The following is a 19,300-nucleotide window of genomic DNA, read 5'->3' on the forward strand; positions in this document are numbered from 1 at the left end:
TACTCGACGCCGCGGACACCCCTCGGAACGGACCATCTAGGATGTCGGCCGCGCGTTGATGTCACGTGCGGTTGACGTCACGCTGGGTCGTGTCTCATGTGAACTCTTGGGTCCGTGAGCCGTCCGACCGGATGCGTCCGGGTAGCTGTTCCTACGGGGGAGAACTTCGGTGTTCGGAATCATCAGACCATGCCGTCATCGCCTGGGCGAGGGCTTGCGTACCGAGTGGATGGCGCATCTGTGCGGGCTGTGCCTGGCTTTGCGCAGCGAGTACGGGCAGTTCGCGAGGGTGGCCACCAACTACGATGGGCTGATCGTCTCGGTGCTGACCGAAGCGCAGTCGGAGCGTACCGGGGACTGGCGGCGGGGTGCCGGACCGTGCCCGCTGCGCGGGATGCGGTCGGCGGACGTGGCGCAGGGTGAGGGTGCGCGGCTGGCGGCGACGGTGTCGCTGGTGCTGGCCGCAGCAAAGATGCGTGACCACGTGGCCGATGGCGACGGCCTGGTGGGGCGCCGCCCGGTGGCGCTGGCGGCACGCCGGATCGCCCGCAACTGGGACCGGGCGGGCGTCGCAGGCGGCGAACGACTCGGCTTCGACACCGCGCTGCTGCTCGGGGCGGTCGAGCGCCAGCCGGACGTCGAGCGGTCGACGGGCCCCGGTGGCTCGCTGCTGACGGTCACGGAGCCCGCGGAGACGGCGACCGCAGCCGCCTTCGCGTACACGGCAGTGCTCACCAACCGCCCGGGCAACGCCGAACCGCTGGCGGAAGCCGGCCGTCTGTTCGGTCGGCTGGCGCATCTGCTGGACGCGGTGGAGGACCTGGACGCGGACGAGGCCTCCGGCGCGTGGAACCCGATCGCCGTGACCGGCACGGACCACGCCGAGGTGCGCCGGCTCTGCGACGATGCCGTCCGTGGGATCCGACTCGCCCTGTCCGACGCCGTGTTCGTCGACGAGCGGCTGGTGCGGGCGCTTCTGGGCGGCGAGTTGGAGCGTGCCGTCGATCGAGTCTTCGACCCTCGCCACCGTCACCATCAGCACCGCCGCCAGGTGCGGGGCCTGCGCATGCTGCCCTGGCTGGGACGCCGTCCGGAGACGGAAACGCCCTCGGGGACCGGCACGGGGGCGGCCTGCGGCGTGGGGGAGCTTGCGGGCGCGGCCCCGACGGGCGGGGTGACGGCATCGGGCCGGCCGTCGGACGGGCAGTGCCGGCGGTGTCGCGAGTGGGGCCGGTTGTGCGGCGAATGCAGGTTGTGCCCCAGGTGCTGCCGCTGCAACGAAGACGCCGGCCAGGACGACTCAGAGCCCTGGCAGTCCGGCGACACCAACCGCAACGCCGGCTCCGGCCGGGATGGTTCCGGCAGGGACGGCTCCGGCGGCGACGGCTGGTTCGGCGGCCAGGGCGGCGGCAACCCGGGTGGCTCCTCCGGCGGTTCGGGCGGCGGTCATGGGTCGAGTGGCTCTGGTGGTTCCGGCGGCGGCTCGGGTGATGGCTGTGGCGATGGCGGTGGCTGCTGCAATCCGTGCAAGTGCTGCTGCGACTGCTGCGACTGAACGACGGATGCACCTGGTTCCCCGCCGGCGGGGAACCAGGTGGCGAGCTTCTCGTCGCTGCGCGTCGGCGACGGCGCACGCCACCGGCGCTGTACCTCATGGCTCCATCCATGGCCGGCAGCGCGGTGGAAGCCCCCGGTCCAGGCGCCCGGACGGAAGGGTGCGCTTGCTGCCAGTCGTCCTGGAGCTCGGCGCCGGCCTGCTCCACAAGCCATGTCCTGGCCGTTCCGGGTCGGCAAAATGATTTGAGCTCGGGCGGCGGCACCGACAGGATCGGAGAAGACCGATGAGTTCTTCCCGGCGCCGCAGTCTGTCAGTGTGACCGCCACGCGCGGAGGACACTCACATGACGGAAGGCACCATGCCCTCACCACACGAAACGCCCACCCTCTCGCCCGCCCGCGTCACCTCCGTGCTGCGGATTCTCGTGCTGTCCACGTTCGTCGTCCTCCTCAACGAGACGATCATGGTCAACGCGATCCCGCGGCTCATGCGCGAGTTCGAGGTCACCGCGGCAGCCGCAGGGTGGCTGTCCACGGCCTTCATGCTCACCATGGCCGTCGTCATCCCGGTGACGGGGTGGTTCCTCCAGCGCGTGACGACCCGAACCGCCTTCGGTCTCGCCCTGGCGCTGTTCATCGCCGGCACCGCCCTGGCCGCGGCCGCGCCCGCCTTCTCCGTACTGCTGGCCGCCCGCGTCATCCAGGCCAGCGGTACCGCCGTCATGATGCCGCTGCTCATGACGACGCTGATGACCCTCGTGCCCCCGCAGGACCGCGGCCGTGTCATGGGCAACATCACCCTCGTCATCTCCGTCGCACCCGCGCTCGGTCCCGCCGTCTCCGGTGTGCTGCTGCAGCTGGGGTCATGGCGCCTGCTGTTCTTGGCCGTGCTTCCCATCGCCGGAGCGATGGCCGTATTCGGTCGGCGCAACCTGGTCAACATCGGCGAGCCGCAGGCCGCCCCCATCGACTGGATGTCCGTGCCCCTGGCGGCAGCGGGCTTCGGCGCCCTGGTCTACGGCCTGAGCGGGCTCGGTGCCGAGAACGCGGCCCAGGCTCCCGTGCCCCCGGAGGCCACCACCCTGGCCGGCGCCGTGCTCGTAGGCCTGTTCGTGTGGCGACAACTGGCACTGCAGCGCTCCTCCACCCCGCTGCTGGACCTGCGCACACTGACGTTTCGTCATTTCTCCGTGGCACTGGGCCTGATGTGCCTGTCCTTCATGGCGCTCATGGGTGCGTTCATCGTGCTGCCGATCTACCTGCAGGAGGTGTGCGGCCTGACCTCGCTGCAGACCGGACTGCTCCTCATCCCCGGCGGTCTGACCATGGGCCTGCTCGGACCACAGGTCGGCAAGCTCTACGACCGACTCGGCGCGCCACGCCTGGTCGTACCCGGAGCCGTCCTCACAGCGCTTTGCCTCGCGCTGTTCGCCCTCACGGGCGAACAGACCTCGCCGTGGGTGGTGCTCGTCCTTCACGTGGCCCTGAGTGCGGGCATGGCGTTCGTCTTCACCCCCGTCTTCACCTCCGGTCTGTCCGTACTGCCGCCGCACCTCTACCCCCACGGCTCCGCCATCCTGGGCTCGCTCCAACAGGTCGCGGCCGCCGCAGGCACCGCGCTGGTCATCAGTGTCATGTCGGGGCACGCCGCCACGGCAGCAGCCGATGGCGCCGACGCCACCGGCGCCCTCGCCACGGGCATCCGGTGGGGATTCGGCGTCGGCGCCGTGCTCGGCGCCCTGGCCGTGCTGGTCGCGTTGCTGATCCGCACCCCGCCCGCTCCGCAACAGCCTGCTGCGTCGGAGGCCCAGGACGAAGACGGCACCACGGCGGACAAGGCCGCCCACACACCCACCTGATGCCCTGGTGATCGGCCCGGGGAACACCCCTGGAAGGCCCCTGGAAGGGCCGCAACGCGTCGCCCTCGGCCCGCTGAGCACGCACATGCCAGTGGTACGGGTTACGCCAAAGACCGACCCGGTCGGGGCAGCGGCGGAACAATGGACAAGAGGTCCGTCGAGTGGCAGGAGAGTGGCCGTCGTGAGCGGAGCGATGAGGGCGCGGGCTTGGGCGGCAGCCGGATCCGTGGCCGTGAAGGGCCACGTCGCCGGAACTGTGTCCACACGGGTACGGGGCACTGTACAAGGCGCTCCCCCACCGCCCCCCGGCGGCGGCGTGGCGGCTGTCGCTCCCGGAGCGGTCGCGGCGGAAGGTGAAGTAGACGGCGACATCTCCACCGATGTCGAGGGGAACGGGACCCTCCAGTCGTGAGCGGCCGTGTTTTCGCAGCGGGCGACAACTCCGTGGCCGTCCAGGGGACTGTTCACGGGTCGGTCCTCACCAACCCCGTCTTCGCTGCTGGTGCAGTCCCCATGGCAGTGGCTGTGAAAGACCCGAGCACGGTCTTCGCAGACGTCGGCGTCGACATGTTCCGGGGACGAACCTGGCTCATCGATCGGATCGATGCCTTCTGCGCTCGTCACCGCTGCGGCTTCGTCTGGATCGAGGGAGACGCAGGTGTGGGGAAAACAGCGCTCGCTGCCCACCTGGTGTCACGACGCGGATATGTGGCGCACTTCGCGCGGCTCGCCGGCGGCACGACGACGCGGGTGGCACTGCGCAATCTGGCCGGCCAACTCATCGAGGCCTACGGCCTTGGCGGCTTCGCTCCCGGGGGCATGCTGCCTGAGTGGGCCCACTCGCCGGAGGGCTTCGAGGCAGTTCTCACCGCAGCGGCCACCGCGGTCGTCGAAGCCGGGAGCGTGCTCGTACTCGTCCTGGACGGACTCGACGAAGCAGAGCAGGAGGGGCACGAGCTCCCCTGGGGCATTCCGGCGCTTCTTCCCAACGGCGTGTTCGTCCTGGGCACATACCGCACCGGACACCCGTTGGGGCCCACCGACTCGAACACGGTGACGCTCCGCCTCGACGTTGACGACCCGCGCAATCAGGCAGACATTCACGAGTACCTGCACATCGCCGTGACCGAGAAGAGGTTGTCTGCGGCGCTCGCTGCGGCCGACGTCACAGGCGAGGACTTCACCCGCGCTCTGGCGCGTCAATGTGCGGGCGTATGGGTGTACCTCCGCTATGTGCTCGACGAAGTACGCATCGGCCTGCGCCACCCAGCCGACGTCGCCACGCTCGAGGCTGGACTGCCGCACTACTACGCCTCGCAAATGGTGCGCTGGGAAGCGCAGGACAGCTGGGTGCAAGTAGGCGCTCGGCTGGTCGCCGTCCTGGCCGCTCTGCGTGAACCAGCGACAGCAGATCACATCCGGCGCCTGGCCGGCGTCAAGGAAGTCCACGCCGTACACCTCTGGTGCGATCGGTGGCTGCGCCCATTTCTCACCGTCGATTCCGCTGCAGAGCGCGTGTACGCGATCTACCACGCCAGCGCGCGGGAGTTCTTCGGGGGCGGGCTACCCCCGGCCGTCGATGGTCACCCCGACCACTGGATGGCGCGCGCGGAAGGCTTGCGCAGGGGGCGTCGATCAGCGCACAGCCGCATCGCGAACGTGTACATCGACATCTATGGAGGTCTCGGCGAAGGCCTTCCGCATCTCGCGGCAGACCCGTCGCTGGCCGGACAGGACAGCGGTTTCGCCCTGCGGAACCTGACGTACCATCTGATCCGCGCCGAGCGTGGCAAGGACCTTCATTCATTGCTGCGTATCGAGCGGCACGGGCCAGGTGAGGGGCGGTCCAATGTGTGGTTCGCCGCCCACGATCATACCGACGGCCTCGACGAATACCTGGAGGATCTGGCATCGGCACGCCGGGCCGCCGAGGCCGCCACCGACAGGGAACTGGCAAGCGGAATACCCCCTTTCTCCTGGGCCTTGGAGGCGAGGTACGCGCTCATGCGGTCGTGCATGGGCAGCCTCGCCGACAGCTTCCCGCCCGAACTTGCCATCGAACTGGTGGAGTCCGGACATTGGACGCCCGCTCGTGCGCTCGATCACGCGCGCCGCCTGATCGATTCGATGGTCCGTCCGCGAATCCTCCTGGACCTACGTCCCTACCTCCCCGAGCAGATGTCCCTTCAAGTCCTCCAAGAGGTAGCTGCCGAGTGCAGCTCACGGCGAGGCGATCCTGCGGGCGCAGGGGTGCTGACAGGTGCGGTCTTCTGGCGAGCAGACCGCGTGCAACCGGACGAAGTCGAGGTGGCGCGGGCAGCGATCGAGTCGTTGCCCAAAGGGGAGTCTCGCCTGCGAACCTTCCTCGAACTGATCCCGTTCCTGTCCCCTGAGGCGAGAAAGGGCCCTGTCCGGGAAGTACTGGAGGGGCTGTCTGCGACCGACGATCTGCATCGGTCCACATGGACGCTCCTGCAACTGCTCCCGTTCCTCGCCGAGGACGCCCGGCCCGGCGCGACAGCAGAGGTGCTGAACGCAGCCGGAGCAGCGACCACGCACGACAGTCGCGTCCGATGGAAGGCACGAGTCTTGCCCTACCTCACCGGAGAGGAAAGGGAGGCCGTCACGACTGAAGTGCTCGCAGATGCCCACATGGTGCCGTTCGATGTCACCACGGCCTGGGTCCTCGACGGTCTTGCGAACAACCTGTCATCCAACGGTCTGGTGGAACTGGTCCAGGTCGCGATCGACTCCGTTCCGAGGGAACACCTCGGGGAAGTCCTGCCCGGCCTTGTCCCGCACCTGGACGCTTCCCTCATCGAACAGGTGCTGGCTGCGGCACGCGAGTGCCCATCAGGGCACGCCCGCATCAGTGCCTTCTGCGCACTTGTCGAACACCTTCAGGACGAGGTGCGAGCGCAGGTCCGTATGGAGATCTACACCATGATCCGGGACTTGCCCGCGGATTGGGGCCGGGCCTCCCGCTGGATCGACGTCATGGAAGAAGCCCCCGACGACCTCCTGCCCCTCTTGGTACGCGAGGTTCTGGATCTCCTCGCCCACACCACAGACGCCGGCATGCGCGGCCACTTGGTCGGCCTGATGACGCCCTACCTGGATGAGGAAGAGGTCGAAGAGGCCCTTGATCTCGTTCGCAGTCTTCCGGATGACCGGCACCTCGCCGCAGCACTTGTCTCGCTGGCCGCTCAACTGCCTGATGCCCAAGCCGGCGTCTTTGCCGACGCGCTGGACATCGTTCGCCAGATTCCCGAAGCAAGGGAACGGGCACGCGGGCTGGAAGCGATGGCGACACACCTGCCCGAAGTCTGGTTGCGATCAGCACTTGACGTAGCCCTGGCCTCCGAGGATGAAGATGCCGCCGCGGCCCTCGATGCCCTTGCCCCGCAGCTGCCCGAGGACTTGATGGCCGTTGCCGTGGAAGCGGCTCTGGCTCTTGAGGACGTGGACTCCAGGCATGCAGCTGTCAATGTGCTCCTGCCCCACCTCGCCGACGACTTGGCCTTGCGGGTTCTCACCACCGTCTTCGCAGAAGAGGCCGAGCCGCCCAGTCCAGAGCTGCTGCGCGACTGGGCTCCCTTCGTCCCGGCTCTACTCCAGCCCCGCGTCACGTCGCTTTGTACGTCAGTCGGCGATCCTGTGGAACGAATCGGGTGCCTGCTGGCCATCGGTACAGGCCTGCCGCACACCGTGCGGCATTCGGTTGCCAAGGCGGGCCTGGAACTCGCGTGCGGCTCCCCGGAACGCGGCGGGTACCGCTTGCTGGAGTTCGTGGCACCTCACCTTGAGGCCGCCGACTTCCCACGCGCAGCTCATGCGGCTCGTGCCATCACCTCTCCCTATGAGCAAGCCCTCGCTCTGGTTTTCCTCGCGTGCCACATGAGCCCGGATGCCGCTCCTGCCGTGTATGACGAGGCTCTCTCCGTCGTGGCAGCAGCGGACTACGATACAAAGCGATGGTTCCTGGAGACAGCAGGAGCCGCGCTTCCCGCAGACCAGATGGCTACCGTCCTGACATGGCCGGACTCGATCGTCGCGTGGTGGCTCGAGCTCGGGCACCCCGAATTGCCGCAAACGCTCATCCCGAGGGCACTGGAAGTCATCCTCGGACAGGACATGGACTGGTGGGTGGCCAAAGGGCTCCGCCCACTCGCGGCCGCGCTCCCCGAAGAACTCCTTCGGAAGGCAATGGCGAGCGCGCCGGCCGAGGACGGAAAGTCACCCGCGGCGATCATCCGCAGGGCCTGCGAACTGCGCCCCGACCGCCCGGCGGCCGAGACAGTCTCTCTGCTGCGCACAGCAATTGACCGATCGTCGCGCGAAGCGGTCCTCGCAGTTCTTGCCGCAACCGCCGAACCCCTTGCGCGCCTCTCGCCCGCCCTGGCCGAGGCATGCCTCGTGGCAGTCGAGGACGTCAGGAGCTGGTGGTGAGACACCCCTGGTCGATCCTTCGACGCCCGTCGCATGAGCGGGCGGTGGAGCTGTTCCGGCTGGCCCGCATCTCGATGCGTTCTTCGGCTGCATGTACTTTGGTCCGGGCCGGATCGATCAGACGGGCACGGAGGAGAGCCGCGGGACATGGCTGCGAGCAAGCCGGCAGAGACCGACGCGACGAGACCGCCCATGGTGACGGTGGGCGTCGACCTGGCCGGCTACTCCGGAACGACCGGGGTCTGTCGCGTCACATGGGCGGAGCGACCGGTCGTCGAGACACTGAACGCCAGAAACGACGCAGACCTGCTGGCGGCCATGCGCACCGCCGACAAGACCGGCCTGGATTCGCCGATCGGCTGGCCGGTCGCGTTCACGTCCCTGCTCGCCGCCCACCAGGCTGGCGCGAGGCTGCCCGCACGGTCCCGATACGCTCCCCACGGCGATCGCGACGGGCTGGTCAGGTTCACCCATCGTCTGACCGACGACGTGGCGTGGAAGCGGACCGGGGCCGGGCGGCAGCGCCCTCTCTCGGTCGCTGCTGACAAGTTGGGCGTCGTCGCGATGCGAGCGGTGGGCCTTCTCGAATGTCTGGCCGAGGCGGGCCCCGCCATTCCCCGGGACGGCTCCGGGTCGGTCGTCGAGGTCTACCCGGCGTTCGCGCTGATCCAGTGGGGGCTCGCGGGCAAGGACAGTTACAAGGGCCGCAAGCCCGCAGCCCTTCCTGTGAGGGCCGAGATCCTCGGCGGCCTCGCCGACGGCTTGGGCCTCGACCTCAGCGAACGCGTGCGCGACCAGTGCACGCGCAGCGAACACGACCTGGACGCCCTGATCTCGGCGGTCGTCGCACGCGCCGCAGCGTGTGGCATGACCCATTCGCCGACCACGGACGAGGAGCACGCCATGGCCGCGGTCGAGGGCTGGATGCACCTCCCCCGACGGGACCTTCCGCTCACCGCCGTGCGGGACGGAGCCCGTCCGTCTGCGGAGCCTTCCGGGAGTTGTTCCTGAGGTTGGCGAAGGGCAGAGCTCCTCCGTGGAGTTCTTTGAACTCGTCGATCAAGTCCTGCTCAGCCTCACCCGCGTCCTCCTCGGTCGTCGGCCGCCAGGCGACGAGCAGCGCGTCCGAGTCGGCCAACTGCCAGATGTACCGGCCGCCCCAGTGGCCGGCCTGCAGACCGGTGCCTTGGCGGCGGTACGCGGCAAGCCGCTCATTCAGTCCGTCCCGGCCCGCGGCCTTGCCTATGTACACGACCGTTGCCCCGTCCACCCATGCGGCGCCGAGCTTGTCGGCCGTCACGGACGGGTCGCGGCCGTTGCGGTGCCCGGCAGGGCTTGTGGGGAGGAACAACGGGGGCGAGGTGTCCGTGCGGAGCACCACGTAGATGCCGTGCCCGATGGGGACGTTGCCGTCGGGCAGTTCACGAAACGGCATGAAGCCGCGGAAGCCGCGTTCGGTCAAGGTCCTTTGCGTCAACTCTGTTGTCGGGCTCATGGCCAGGCATCGTGTCAGACGCATCCGACAGTCCTCGGCCGGAGCGTGCGGAGAGCGCCGTCACGGAGGGGGCAGTCTTCCGCGCCGGCGCCGTCAGCCGTGCGGTGGAGATGGGCAGGTGCACCTGGTCGGCGCTGTAGCCGGTCTCGTCGGCGAGCAGGCGACCGCGTTCGGGATCTGGTCCGTGACTGGTCGGGAACCGCTCGGTTGCGTAGGGCTGCGGGCCTCCTGTCGGGTCGTCGTCCTCACCTCTCCTGCGGGTTCTCCCGCAGCGGTGGCCAGTGGACATGGTCCGGTTCTGCGGTGCATTGGCATTGGCGCGAGGCTGATCTCAGTGATCGCCCGGTGGGCTGCCTGCGGGAGGCGGAGACTTCGCCGGGCTGCTTGACACCGACCGGACTGCGGGCTTCGATCCGGCGGAGCCGCCGCTCCTGCGGCAGGCTGTGGTCAAACTTGCCGAGGACAGTCACCGGCTGGTGCTGACCCGCCATCACGCGATCTCGGACGGCCGGTCCACGACTCTGTTGCTGCGGGAGCTGCTGAGGATCCGGGCTGACTCGATCCCGTGGTGGGCTTCCACCGGTTCGCCGACTTCGTCGCCGATCGTTTCGGCGCGCCGCAGGAGCGGACGGCTGCCACCAGATGCAGTACCCCGGCCTGTTGGGTGGGGCCCCCTTCTCTCCGGGACGGCGGGATTCCCCGAGGAGGTGACGGAGACGCTGTCGGAACAGGTTACGGCGAGGCTGGTGGAGCAAGCGGCACGGTACAGCCTCACCCTCGGCACCGGGATTTCAGGGCGCCCCCGCGGAACTGGCCGGGTACGACGCGATCGTCGGCCTGCTCGGCGACTCCCTGCCCACCGAGCTCGCCTGGTCGGCGGACGAGCCGTGGGTGGAATTCCGGCGACTGCGCCCAGGCCCCGGCCGTGCCGGGGAGCTGGCTGCACCGGCCGCCCGCCGTCCCCGGCCACCCTGAGGGGCAGCGGGGCTCACGTGGGCGGTACGCGTGGAGTGCCCCCAGCCGTGTCCCGCGACCACGCTGGGGGTTCGTCCCGGAGGTGCCGGCGGGTGTCAGCCGCCGGCCTTCGCCTTCGTGGCGGTGGCACCCGCGGCGACCGTCGGGGGCTTGAGCTGGATCCAGCCCGCCTTGCTCGGTGCGCCTTCCTCGTTGAGGAGGAAGAGCATGTAGTGGCCGGGCGGGGCCGCGGCGGCGGTCGGTGGGGCCTGGAGCTCCAGGAAGTTGCCGCCGCGGCTCTTGATGCGCAGTTCGAGGTGACGCTGGCTGGTGTTGATCGAGTGGGTGGCGGTGGTCGGGGCCAGTAGGACGGCGCGGGTGACGTCGTTGGGCGTGCTGGTGCTGACCGTGATCTTCTCGTTGTAGGCGACGCTGGGGTTGAAGATCAGGCCGAGCGCGGGGCGGTTGCCCTGGTGGAGATAGGCGGGCTCGTAGATCTCGATGCTGCCGTTGTTGTTGTCGGTGATGTCGGGGTCGTTGGCGAGCTGCTGGAGCTCGTCGCCCGTGACCATGACTCGGCCGTCGGGGAGGACCACGGCGTTGGAGTGGTAGCCGCGCGGAAGCCGCTGGACGGGGCCGAGCTTCCAGTCGCCGTTCTCGTCGCGCAGTTCGACCTGGCGGTACTTGAGGTCGGCGTTGGGGTTGTACGGCCCGTTGCCGTAGTCGCGGATGTCGAAGGCGCCGTTGACGGTGAGCAGGTTGCCGTTCGGCAGGAGCAGGGTGTCGTCCTGGGTACGGCCGAAGGCGCGGGGCTTCTCGGTGTTCCACTTGCCGCCGGCCAGACGGTAGGTGTTCGGGTCGTTACGGTCGCCGCCGAGGACCAGGACCGAGTCGGGGCCTCTGAAGCCGGCCGGCAGGGGGACGGCGGAGCCGTAGTTGCGCCTCCACTCCCCACCGTCCGGGCCCGGCTTGCCCTTGTTGATGTCCGGGCGGTTCGGCAGGTCGGTCTTGGTGTCGGCGACGGTGTCGAAGAGCCATTGCTGGTCCACGGAGCGGCCGAGTCCGTAGATCTTCCCGTCGCGCAACGAGAACAGCTGCGGATAGTCCCACTTGAAGGGGGCTTCGGTCTTGAGCTGGTCCACTCCCCAGCCGATCGGCTTGACCGACTTCTCGAAGGGCACCTGGTGGGTCGCGGCGGGGAAGCGCTCGACGACGGCGGTGGGGGTGCCCCAGCCGAGCTCCGACTGACCGGACATGATCACCTGGCGTCCGTCGGCGCCGGTGACCACGCTCGGGTACCACCGGCCGACGGACATGTCCTTGTTCAGGTACCACTCCTCCGCCCACGGGTCGAAGACCAGGGACAGCTTGGCGCCACTGCCTCCGTTGCCGCCAAGGTTGCCGCCGAAGACGCCGAGCATGCCGTTGGGCAGGTAGGAGTGGCCGGCGCAGAAGAACGGGGCCGGGCGGGGTTCGTTCTTGCCGTCGGGCATGTTGATGACCGGCGGCTTCTTCTCGGTGAACGCGCCGGCGCCGGTCCCCTTGGCGGGGTCCCAGATCCAGGCGCGGCCGGCGTTCTCCTTGCCGATGGTTTGGGTGGGGGCGGGCTCATTCTGCGGGTTGGTCTCGATCCGCTCGAAGGAGAACAGCAGGACCTTGCCGGTGGGCAGCAGCGCGATGTGGGCCGCGAAGTCCGGGGACTGGAAGTACTCCTGGAACCGGCCGAACTCGGCCGCGTCGAAGGACGCGTTGGCCTTCTCCTGGGAGGCGGTCAGCGCCTTGAGCCGCTCCGTACGGGTGGTCTGCGGGTACTCGCCGACGCCGGCCATGGCCATCCGGGTGCGGGCGTGCTCCTCGGCGTGTTCCTTGCCGAGCGTCGCAGCCTCCTCCGGGTCGACGGTGACCGGTGCGCTCGCTGCCCGGGAGGCGGGGCCGTACGGGACGGCATCGCCCTCGTCTCCGTGACCGGTGTGGGCGAGTACGGGGCCTGCCGACGCCAGGGCCATGGACACGGCCATCGCGGTGGCGGCGCAGACTGAGATCGCCGTGGCGAGCCTCCGGCGGGCGGGTGGGCGCGGATTGCTGCGGGACATGGGACTCCTTGCTGGCGAGAGGAAGGCGCAGCGGCCCCGGCTGGGGGACACGTCGGCTGACACGGGCTGCACCAGGATTGCCACATGTTCACGCACAGTGACGATCTTCAGTAATGAGGCGCGCCGGTCGGCTGTCACTCCGAGGCGTGCAGGTGGGTGACTCCGGCCAACCCAAAGGTTTCTTCACGCCTTCTACCAGCGCATTCGAGGCGTAAATGGGTGGCGGTCGGCGTAATCGGCCAGTCGGTCGGTGGGAGGGCGCGGGAGTGCTGCATACGTTGTTGATTACTCTGCGCAGCATTGGCGTGGAGGTGTCGATCTTCTAGGGAGAGCACGGTGGACGATCTCAAGCTGCGTGAGAGCGACGACATCCAGGGCGATGTGATCGCCGGCTTCAAGAAGGACCAGATGACCCTGCTGTTCCTCAAGTTCGAGGATGCGGCGCGGGCGCGCACCTGGGTCAAGGCGCTGGAACCGCAGATTTCCACGACGAGGCAGGTGGCGACCTTCAATGCCGCCTTCAGCAAGGCCAGGAAGGCCTCGGCCGGCGACGACCCGAAGGCGCTGAAGGCCACCTGGATCAATGTCAGTTTCACCTGCGCGGGCCTGCGTGAGCTGACCGGAAAGGACCCGCTGCCCTCCGTCAAGCCCGGCAGCGGTCTGGAGGCCTTCAAGCAGGGCTCGGACAAGCGGGCACTCGGGGACACCGGCGACAGCTCGCCGGAGATGTGGCTCTTCGGCAACGGCAAGGGCCAGGTCGTCCACGCCGTGCTCACCGTCGCCTCGGACACCGTCCAGGACCTCCAGGCGACGGTCAGACAGCAGCGCGAGGCGTGCGCCGCGGCCAAGATCGTGATCGTGTTCCAGCAGGACGCCGCCACCCTGTCCGGCAGCCGGAGGGGGAAGGAGCACTTCGGCTTCAAGGACGGCGTCAGCGAGCCCGGTGTCATCGGCTTCGACGAGCCGGACCCCGTCAAGCCCGAGTACGTCAAGGGCCATCACGGCACCCGGCTGATCCCGCCCGGCGAGTTCGTCGTCGGGCACGACCGGGTCGGCGGCGTGCCGCACGAGACGCCCGACTGGGCTGACAACGGCAGCTTCCAGGTGGTGCGCCGGCTCGGCCAGGACGTCCCCGGCTTCTGGTTCCAGGTCGCCGGGCAGCTGAAGGCGCTCAAGCAGGCCAAGGTGGCGCCGCCCGAGGCCACCACGGAGTGGCTGGCCGCCCGCCTCGTCGGCCGGTGGCGGTCCGGCACTCCCGTCGCCACGTGCCCGAATGCCGACCGGCCCTCCAGCGCGCTGGCCGGGGAGGACAACGACTTCGGCTACCGCAACGACCCCGAGGGCTTCATCACCCCGCTCTTCTCGCATCTGCGCAAGACCAACCCCCGGGACGGCCTGCAGGAGAAGCCCGGTGATCCGCCGTTCGACGAGAATCCGGTGATGGACCGCCGCCGGATCATCCGCCGCGGCGCCCCGTACGGCGCGCCCTTCGACCCCGCCTCGGAGGGCCCCGGAGGGCCCGACGAGAAGCGCGGCCTGCTCTTCGTCTGCTACCAGTCGGACCTTGTGCAGCAGTTCGAGTTCATCCAGAAGGCATGGATCGACAGCCCGGACTTCCCACCCAACCGGACCAACAAGCCCGGCCCCGACGGAATGGTCGGCGCCGCCGGCAAGCTCAGTTACGAGACCCCCGGCAAGACCACGCAGCTGAGCCTGAGCCAGTTCGTCTTCACCGAGGGGTCCGTCTACGCCTTCGCTCCCTCGCTGACCCTGCTACGGCTGCTCGGTGACGGCCGGCTCACCGACAAGCCGCCCACCGTAGTCCGGCCGACCGACGCCTTCCTGCCCATCCCCGACATGCAACGGGACAAGGGCAAGAGCTGGTACTGGGCGTATGGGGCGGGCAGTGACGGCGCCGTCTGGCGAACCGTCTCCATCGCCGACGGGGACGAGCACACGGACGTCACCGAGCGCCCCGACCGGCCGCTGACCATGTGGCCGTGCTACATCGGAGTGACGAAGGTCGACGCGGTCCTGCCCGTCCCGGACGAACAGCGGATCAATGGCCGCAGCCGGTTCTGGCTGTTCCACACCGTCGAGGGCCGGCAGGTCTACCGGCGGATCTGGATCGCCGACGGCGCCGAGTCCGGGCTCCCTCCCGAGCAGGCGGCCGGGACCGACCTGCCGGACCGTTCCCTCTCCGCTTGGGCCTCGTTCAGCGGCATCGAAAGGGTGGACGCCTTCCTGCCGGTGCCCGACATGCAGCGGGTGGACGGCAAGAGCCACTACTGGGTCTTCCACACCCTCATGGGTCGTCAGGTCTACCGGCTCATCTCGATCGCCGACGGCAGGATGCACCAGGACGCCCTCGAGCGCGGCGACCGAGGGCTCGACCTATGGCGATCACTGACCGGGATCACAAGGGTCGACGAATTCCTCGCGGTCCCGGACATGCAGCGGATCAACGGCATGAGTCTGTTCTGGGTGTTCCACCAGGACCAGTACCGGATCATCGTGATCCGCGACGGCCACGGCCACGAGGACCAGATCACGGTCGAGGACCGACCCCTGACCATGTGGAGGTCGCTGACGGGCTGACGGATGCCCTGCCCTCGGCCCTCGGGAGCGGCCGTTCGACCATGGGCCACCGCATCCCCGCCACGGCCCGCCCCGGGGGCCCAGCCGTGGCGGGACCGGAGAGGCGGGCGTGGTCTCGGCGTGTTCCGGCCAGGCAGTCGGGCCGCACCGGCGGCTGATGGCGAACGGTGTCGCTGCCGGGGCTTTACTTCTTAGAAGAAGCCGAGCTTTTTGGGGGAACAGCTTACTAATAGGTTCTTCGTCTGCTGGTGGTACAGCAGCTGTACTCATCCTGACCCGCTGAAACGGTAGCCGGTGAGGCCTTCTGACAGGGGCTGGCCCGGAAATGGTCCGGATCTTGGTACGCCCCGGCCCGGGCGGCAGGGATCCGGCAGTCCAGCACGCCCACCGGTCGGGCCGCCACATCCCGTGTCTGAATCTCACGCGGGTTGCGCGGGGAGAGTTGTGACTCGAGCCCGAGGAGTAGCCCGTCAGCACCACGGATCAGGACGTCGTTGCGGACCGCCCGGTCCTTCCGAGGTCCGGTGGGCGGGGCGGCGTGCAGAGCGAGAACGGCCGACCGTACGGGTCGCAGCCGTCCTTCTCCGGTACCCCTTCGCGCCTCCGTGTCCCCTCGGGGTGTCAGGGATCCATCCCGTGAAGGGGATCTTCGTGACCACCACGGCCGCAGCCGCGGCAGCAGGCGCCACTGCCCACGGCTACCCCCGCCAGGGCGGGAACCGGGAGCTGAAGAAGGCGATCGAGGGCTACCGGGAATCAGGCAGCGACGAGCTCCTGCTCGCGGTCCGGCGTTTTGACCTTGGGCTTCTTGTTCGGCAGCGAGAGCCGGAAGACCTTGTGCCACGCGGAGAACACCTGCTTGGGCAGCGGCCCGGTGACGTACTCCAGCTCGTACTTCTCGAACAGCGCGCGCACCTTCACCGCGACCTCGGCGTACCGGTTGCTCGGCAGGTCCGGGAACAGGTGGTGCTCGATCTGGTGCGACAGGTTGCCGGTCATGAAGTGCATGGCCCTGCTGCCGCTGATGTTCGCCGAGCCCATCATCTGGCGCAGGTACCACTGGCCGCGCGTCTCGCCCTTGATCGACCGGCGCTCGAAGACCTGCACGCCCTCGGGGAAGTGCCCGCACATGATCACCGAGTGGGACCAGATGTTGCGGACCAGGTTCGCGGTGAACGTGGCGGCGAGCGTGGTGAGGAACGACGGGCCCGACAGCAGGGGGTGGATCACGTAGTCCTTGAGCACCTGCTTGCGGATCTTGCGTCCCACGGCCTTGGCCCGCGCGCGGAACTCCGGGCTCTTGCGGCGGCGCTTGTGCAGGTTCTTGCCGAGCTCCAGGTCGTACGCTGCGATGCCGTACTCGAAGAAGCAGGCGTTGATGAAGTTCCACAGCGGCTGGCCGAGGTGGAACGGGTGCCACTTCTGGTCCTCGTCGACGCGCATGATGCCGTAGCCGAGGTCGTTGTCCTTGCCGATCACGTTGGTGTACGTGTGGTGCAGTTCGTTGTGCGAGTGCTTCCACTGGGCGGCCGGCGAGACGTGATCCCATTCCCAGGTGGTGGAGTGGATCTTCGGGTCTCGCATCCAGTCCCACTGGCCGTGCAGGATGTTGTGGCCGATCTCCATGTTGTCCATGATCTTCGCCACGGACAGACCGGCGGTGCCGATCAGCCATGCGGGCGGGAAGAACGAGAACAGCAGCACGCCCCTGCTGACCAGCTCGAGCGTGCGCTGCGCCGAGATGACCTTCCGGATGTAGGCGGCGTCCTTCTCGCCGCGGCCGGCGATCACCTCGTCGCGGATCGCGTCCAGCTCGCGGCCGAGCTCCTCGATCTGCTCCGCGGTCAGGTGGGCGGTGGGGTCGATGGCGGTCAAGGTGCTCCTACCGTTCGATGTCGCAGGGGCCCGCCGCGGCGGACACGCAGGTCTGGATGAGGACGCCCGGCTCGGCCTCGGTGATCTCGCCGGTGCGCAGGTCGCGGACGGCGCCCGCCTTGAGCGGCGTGACGCAGCCGAAGCAGATACCCATGCGGCACCCGGACGGCATGAGCACGCCGGCCTCCTCGCCGACGTCCAACAACGGCGTGGCGCCGTCCGCGTCGACGGTCTTGCCGGTGGCGCTGAACGTGACCTCACCGCCGTCACCGGCGACGACGATGCGGGGGCGGAAGCGCTCGGTGTGCAGGCGCTCTCCGACGCCGTGGCCGCTCCAGAACTCCTCGGCGGCGTCGAGCAGGCCCGCGGGCCCGCAGGCCCAGGTCTCGCGCTCGGCCCAGTCGGGGACCAGTTCGTCGAGTCGGGCGATGTCGAGCACGCCGTCCGTGTCGGTGTGCACCTCGGTGAGCCGCAGCTTCTTGGCCGCGACCAGGTCGTGCAGTTCGTCGCGGAAGATCACGTCTTGCGGCTGTGGCGCGCAGTGGACCATGACGACGTCGTCGAAGTCGATGTCGCGCAGCATGCCCATCACGGGCGTGATGCCGCTGCCGGCCGTCAGGTAGAGCACCTTGGCGGGCTTGGCCTGCGGCAGTACGAAGTCACCGGTCGGCCGGTCGAGCTGGACCAGCGTGCCGGGCTTCGCCCTGCGGACCAGGTGGTTGCTGACCTTGCCGTCCGGGATCGCCTTCACGGTGATCGTGACGCGGCCGTCCTGGCGGTTCGTCGGCGAGGTGATCGAGTAGGCGCGCCACAGGCGCCTCCCGTCGACGTCGACCCCGATCCGCACGTACTGACCGGCCGTGTGACCGCGCCAGCCCCTTCCCGGCCTGATCACGATGGTCGCGGCGTCGGCCGTCTCGGGGTGCACGGCCTCGATGCGCCCACGCAGGTCAGCGCCCGCACGCAGCGGGCTGACCAGGTCGAGGTAGTCCGACGGCAGCAGCGGCGTCGTGACCATCTCCAGCAGTTTCCATGCCCTGCTGCGGAGGGCTGCACTCGTCATGACCCCAGCTTGATGCGCCTCAAGGCGTAAAGTCCTGACCGCAAGACGTAAATTTGATCGGCAGGATTGTTCGCAGGGAATAAAATATGAGCCATCCAATCCGGAGGGTCACCGAACTGGTCCTGGAGCAGGCGACGGTCACCGCCATTCGGGCCGGGCTGAAGACCACCGCCGATGAGGTCGTCCAGGCGATCATCGACGAGGTCCCTCCCTACGCCAACGCCCTCTCGGGCCGCATGGGCGTCACCATCCGCCGAGCGGTCCGCACCGCCCTGGGGCACTATCTGGACCTCGCGAGCGGGACCGCCACGGGCGGCGACGCCGGTGACGCGGCCTACGAGCTGGGCCGCGGCGAGGTGCGCGACGGGCGTTCGATGGACGCCCTGCTCAGCGCCTACCGCGTCGGCGCCCGCGTGGCCTGGCGATGCCTGGCGGCGGGTGCCGTACCCGCAGGTCTGCCTGCCGCCGAGGTCGCCAAGTTCGCCGAGCTGACCTTCGCCTACATCGACGAGCTCTCCGCCGCGAGCGCCGCGGGCCACGCCGACGAACTGGCTGCCCGGGGCCGGGACCACGAGCGCCACCTGGAACACCTGGCCCGCGACCTCCTCGCCGGCGCGAGCCCGGACGTGCTGCTGGCCTCTGTTCAACGGGCCGGGTGGCAGCCTCCGGTTTCACTGACCGCCGTCTTGCTGCCCGCCGCCCAGACCCGGCCTGCCTACCGCGCGCTCGACCCGAGCACACTCGTCCTCGACGATCTGCCGGACGCCTCCGGCGTGCTGCTCGTCCCCGATGCCGACCGGTCGCATCTCTTGCGGCAGCTGACCGACCGCACCGCCGTGGTCGGCCCGGCCCGGCCATGGACTCGTGCGTCCGCCTCGTACGCACGAGCCGCACGCGCGCGTTCCCTCTCCTCCGATATTCGCGACACCGAAGACCACCTGCCCGAGCTGGTGCTGAGCGCCGACGTGGACGCGTTCGCGGACCTGCGGGCCCGAGCCCTCGCACCGTTGCGGACCTTGCCTGTCGCGACCGCACGGCGGCTGGAGGAGACGTTGCGGGCGTGGCTGCTTCACCACGGCAGGCGGGACGAGGTGGCGGCGGCGTTGTTCGTCCATCCCCAGACCGTCCGGTACCGGATGTCGCAGCTGCGGGAGCTGTTTCCGGATCTCGCATCGCCACACCGGGTCCTCGAACTGACGCTGGCGGTCGGTCTTCGGGTCAGCTGACGCGTACCTCGACCGTGGGAGAGGGGCTGGGTGAACCGGGAGGAACAGAAAGAGTTGACACCCGTGTCGAGCGGGTTGAGCCGACGGCGCCTGGCGGGCGAAAGCCCAGGTCAGGCGCCGTCTTTCAGGCT

General features: G+C 69.0%; 10 protein-coding genes and 1 pseudogene. 7 read left to right on the forward strand and 4 right to left on the reverse strand.

The window, feature by feature from the left end; translation table 11 throughout:
- Positions 1-169: 169 nt before the first annotated feature.
- The 4 genes from ACFY0D_RS02830 to ACFY0D_RS02845 all read left to right on the forward strand — a co-directional run bounded on the left by ACFY0D_RS02830 (position 170) and on the right by ACFY0D_RS02845 (position 8,876).
- On the forward strand, positions 170-1,555 hold the full coding sequence (locus tag ACFY0D_RS02830; protein ID WP_390796629.1) for a DUF5685 family protein: 1,386 nt from the start codon (positions 170-172) through the stop codon (positions 1,553-1,555).
- Between the two features lie 361 nt (positions 1,556-1,916).
- The gene (locus ACFY0D_RS02835; protein WP_390796630.1) at positions 1,917-3,416 is read left to right on the forward strand and encodes a DHA2 family efflux MFS transporter permease subunit; all 1,500 of its coding nucleotides are present in this window, start codon (positions 1,917-1,919) and stop codon (positions 3,414-3,416) included.
- A 513-nt stretch (positions 3,417-3,929) separates the two neighbouring features.
- The gene (locus ACFY0D_RS02840) at positions 3,930-7,865 is read left to right on the forward strand and encodes a hypothetical protein (RefSeq protein WP_390796631.1); all 3,936 of its coding nucleotides are present in this window, start codon (positions 3,930-3,932) and stop codon (positions 7,863-7,865) included.
- A 147-nt stretch (positions 7,866-8,012) separates the two neighbouring features.
- On the forward strand, positions 8,013-8,876 hold the full coding sequence (locus ACFY0D_RS02845; RefSeq protein WP_390796632.1) for a DUF429 domain-containing protein: 864 nt from the start codon (positions 8,013-8,015) through the stop codon (positions 8,874-8,876).
- Here ACFY0D_RS02845 and ACFY0D_RS02850 read toward each other — a convergent pair.
- Positions 8,818-9,360 (reverse strand): hypothetical protein, encoded by a 543-nt coding sequence (locus ACFY0D_RS02850; RefSeq protein ID WP_390796633.1) that lies wholly within the window; start codon positions 9,358-9,360, stop codon positions 8,818-8,820. The two genes, ACFY0D_RS02845 and ACFY0D_RS02850, sit on opposite strands and share 59 nt — an antisense overlap.
- Before the next feature lie 380 nt (positions 9,361-9,740).
- Here ACFY0D_RS02850 and ACFY0D_RS02855 point away from each other — a divergent pair.
- Positions 9,741-9,893: pseudogene (locus tag ACFY0D_RS02855) on the forward strand (condensation domain-containing protein); the annotation flags it as partial.
- 537 nt (positions 9,894-10,430) lie between these two features.
- Here ACFY0D_RS02855 and ACFY0D_RS02860 read toward each other — a convergent pair.
- The gene (locus tag ACFY0D_RS02860; RefSeq protein WP_390796634.1) at positions 10,431-12,407 is read right to left on the reverse strand and encodes a galactose oxidase-like domain-containing protein; all 1,977 of its coding nucleotides are present in this window, start codon (positions 12,405-12,407) and stop codon (positions 10,431-10,433) included.
- Positions 12,408-12,743: 336 nt separating this feature from the next.
- On the opposite strand from ACFY0D_RS02860, the gene ACFY0D_RS02865 reads away from it, so the two are divergent.
- Positions 12,744-15,005: a Dyp-type peroxidase gene (locus tag ACFY0D_RS02865; protein WP_390796635.1), complete on the forward strand. Its 2,262-nt coding sequence runs from the start codon at positions 12,744-12,746 to the stop codon at positions 15,003-15,005.
- 756 nt (positions 15,006-15,761) lie between these two features.
- Here ACFY0D_RS02865 and ACFY0D_RS02870 read toward each other — a convergent pair.
- Positions 15,762-16,880 carry a fatty acid desaturase family protein gene (locus ACFY0D_RS02870; protein WP_390796636.1) on the reverse strand — a complete coding sequence of 373 codons (1,119 nt, stop codon included), beginning with the start codon at positions 16,878-16,880 and terminating at the stop codon, positions 15,762-15,764.
- Positions 16,881-16,887: 7 nt separating this feature from the next.
- Positions 16,888-17,943: a ferredoxin reductase gene (locus ACFY0D_RS02875; RefSeq protein WP_390796637.1), complete on the reverse strand. Its 1,056-nt coding sequence runs from the start codon at positions 17,941-17,943 to the stop codon at positions 16,888-16,890.
- Between the two features lie 86 nt (positions 17,944-18,029).
- Between ACFY0D_RS02875 and ACFY0D_RS02880 the strand changes: the two genes are divergently transcribed.
- The gene (locus ACFY0D_RS02880) at positions 18,030-19,169 is read left to right on the forward strand and encodes a helix-turn-helix domain-containing protein (RefSeq protein WP_390796638.1); all 1,140 of its coding nucleotides are present in this window, start codon (positions 18,030-18,032) and stop codon (positions 19,167-19,169) included.
- The last annotated feature ends 131 nt before the right edge of the window (positions 19,170-19,300 follow it).

It is taken from the genome of Streptomyces sp. NPDC001502 (assembly GCF_042894785.1).
Classification (GTDB): Bacteria; Actinomycetota; Actinomycetes; order Streptomycetales; family Streptomycetaceae; genus Streptomyces; species Streptomyces kutzneri.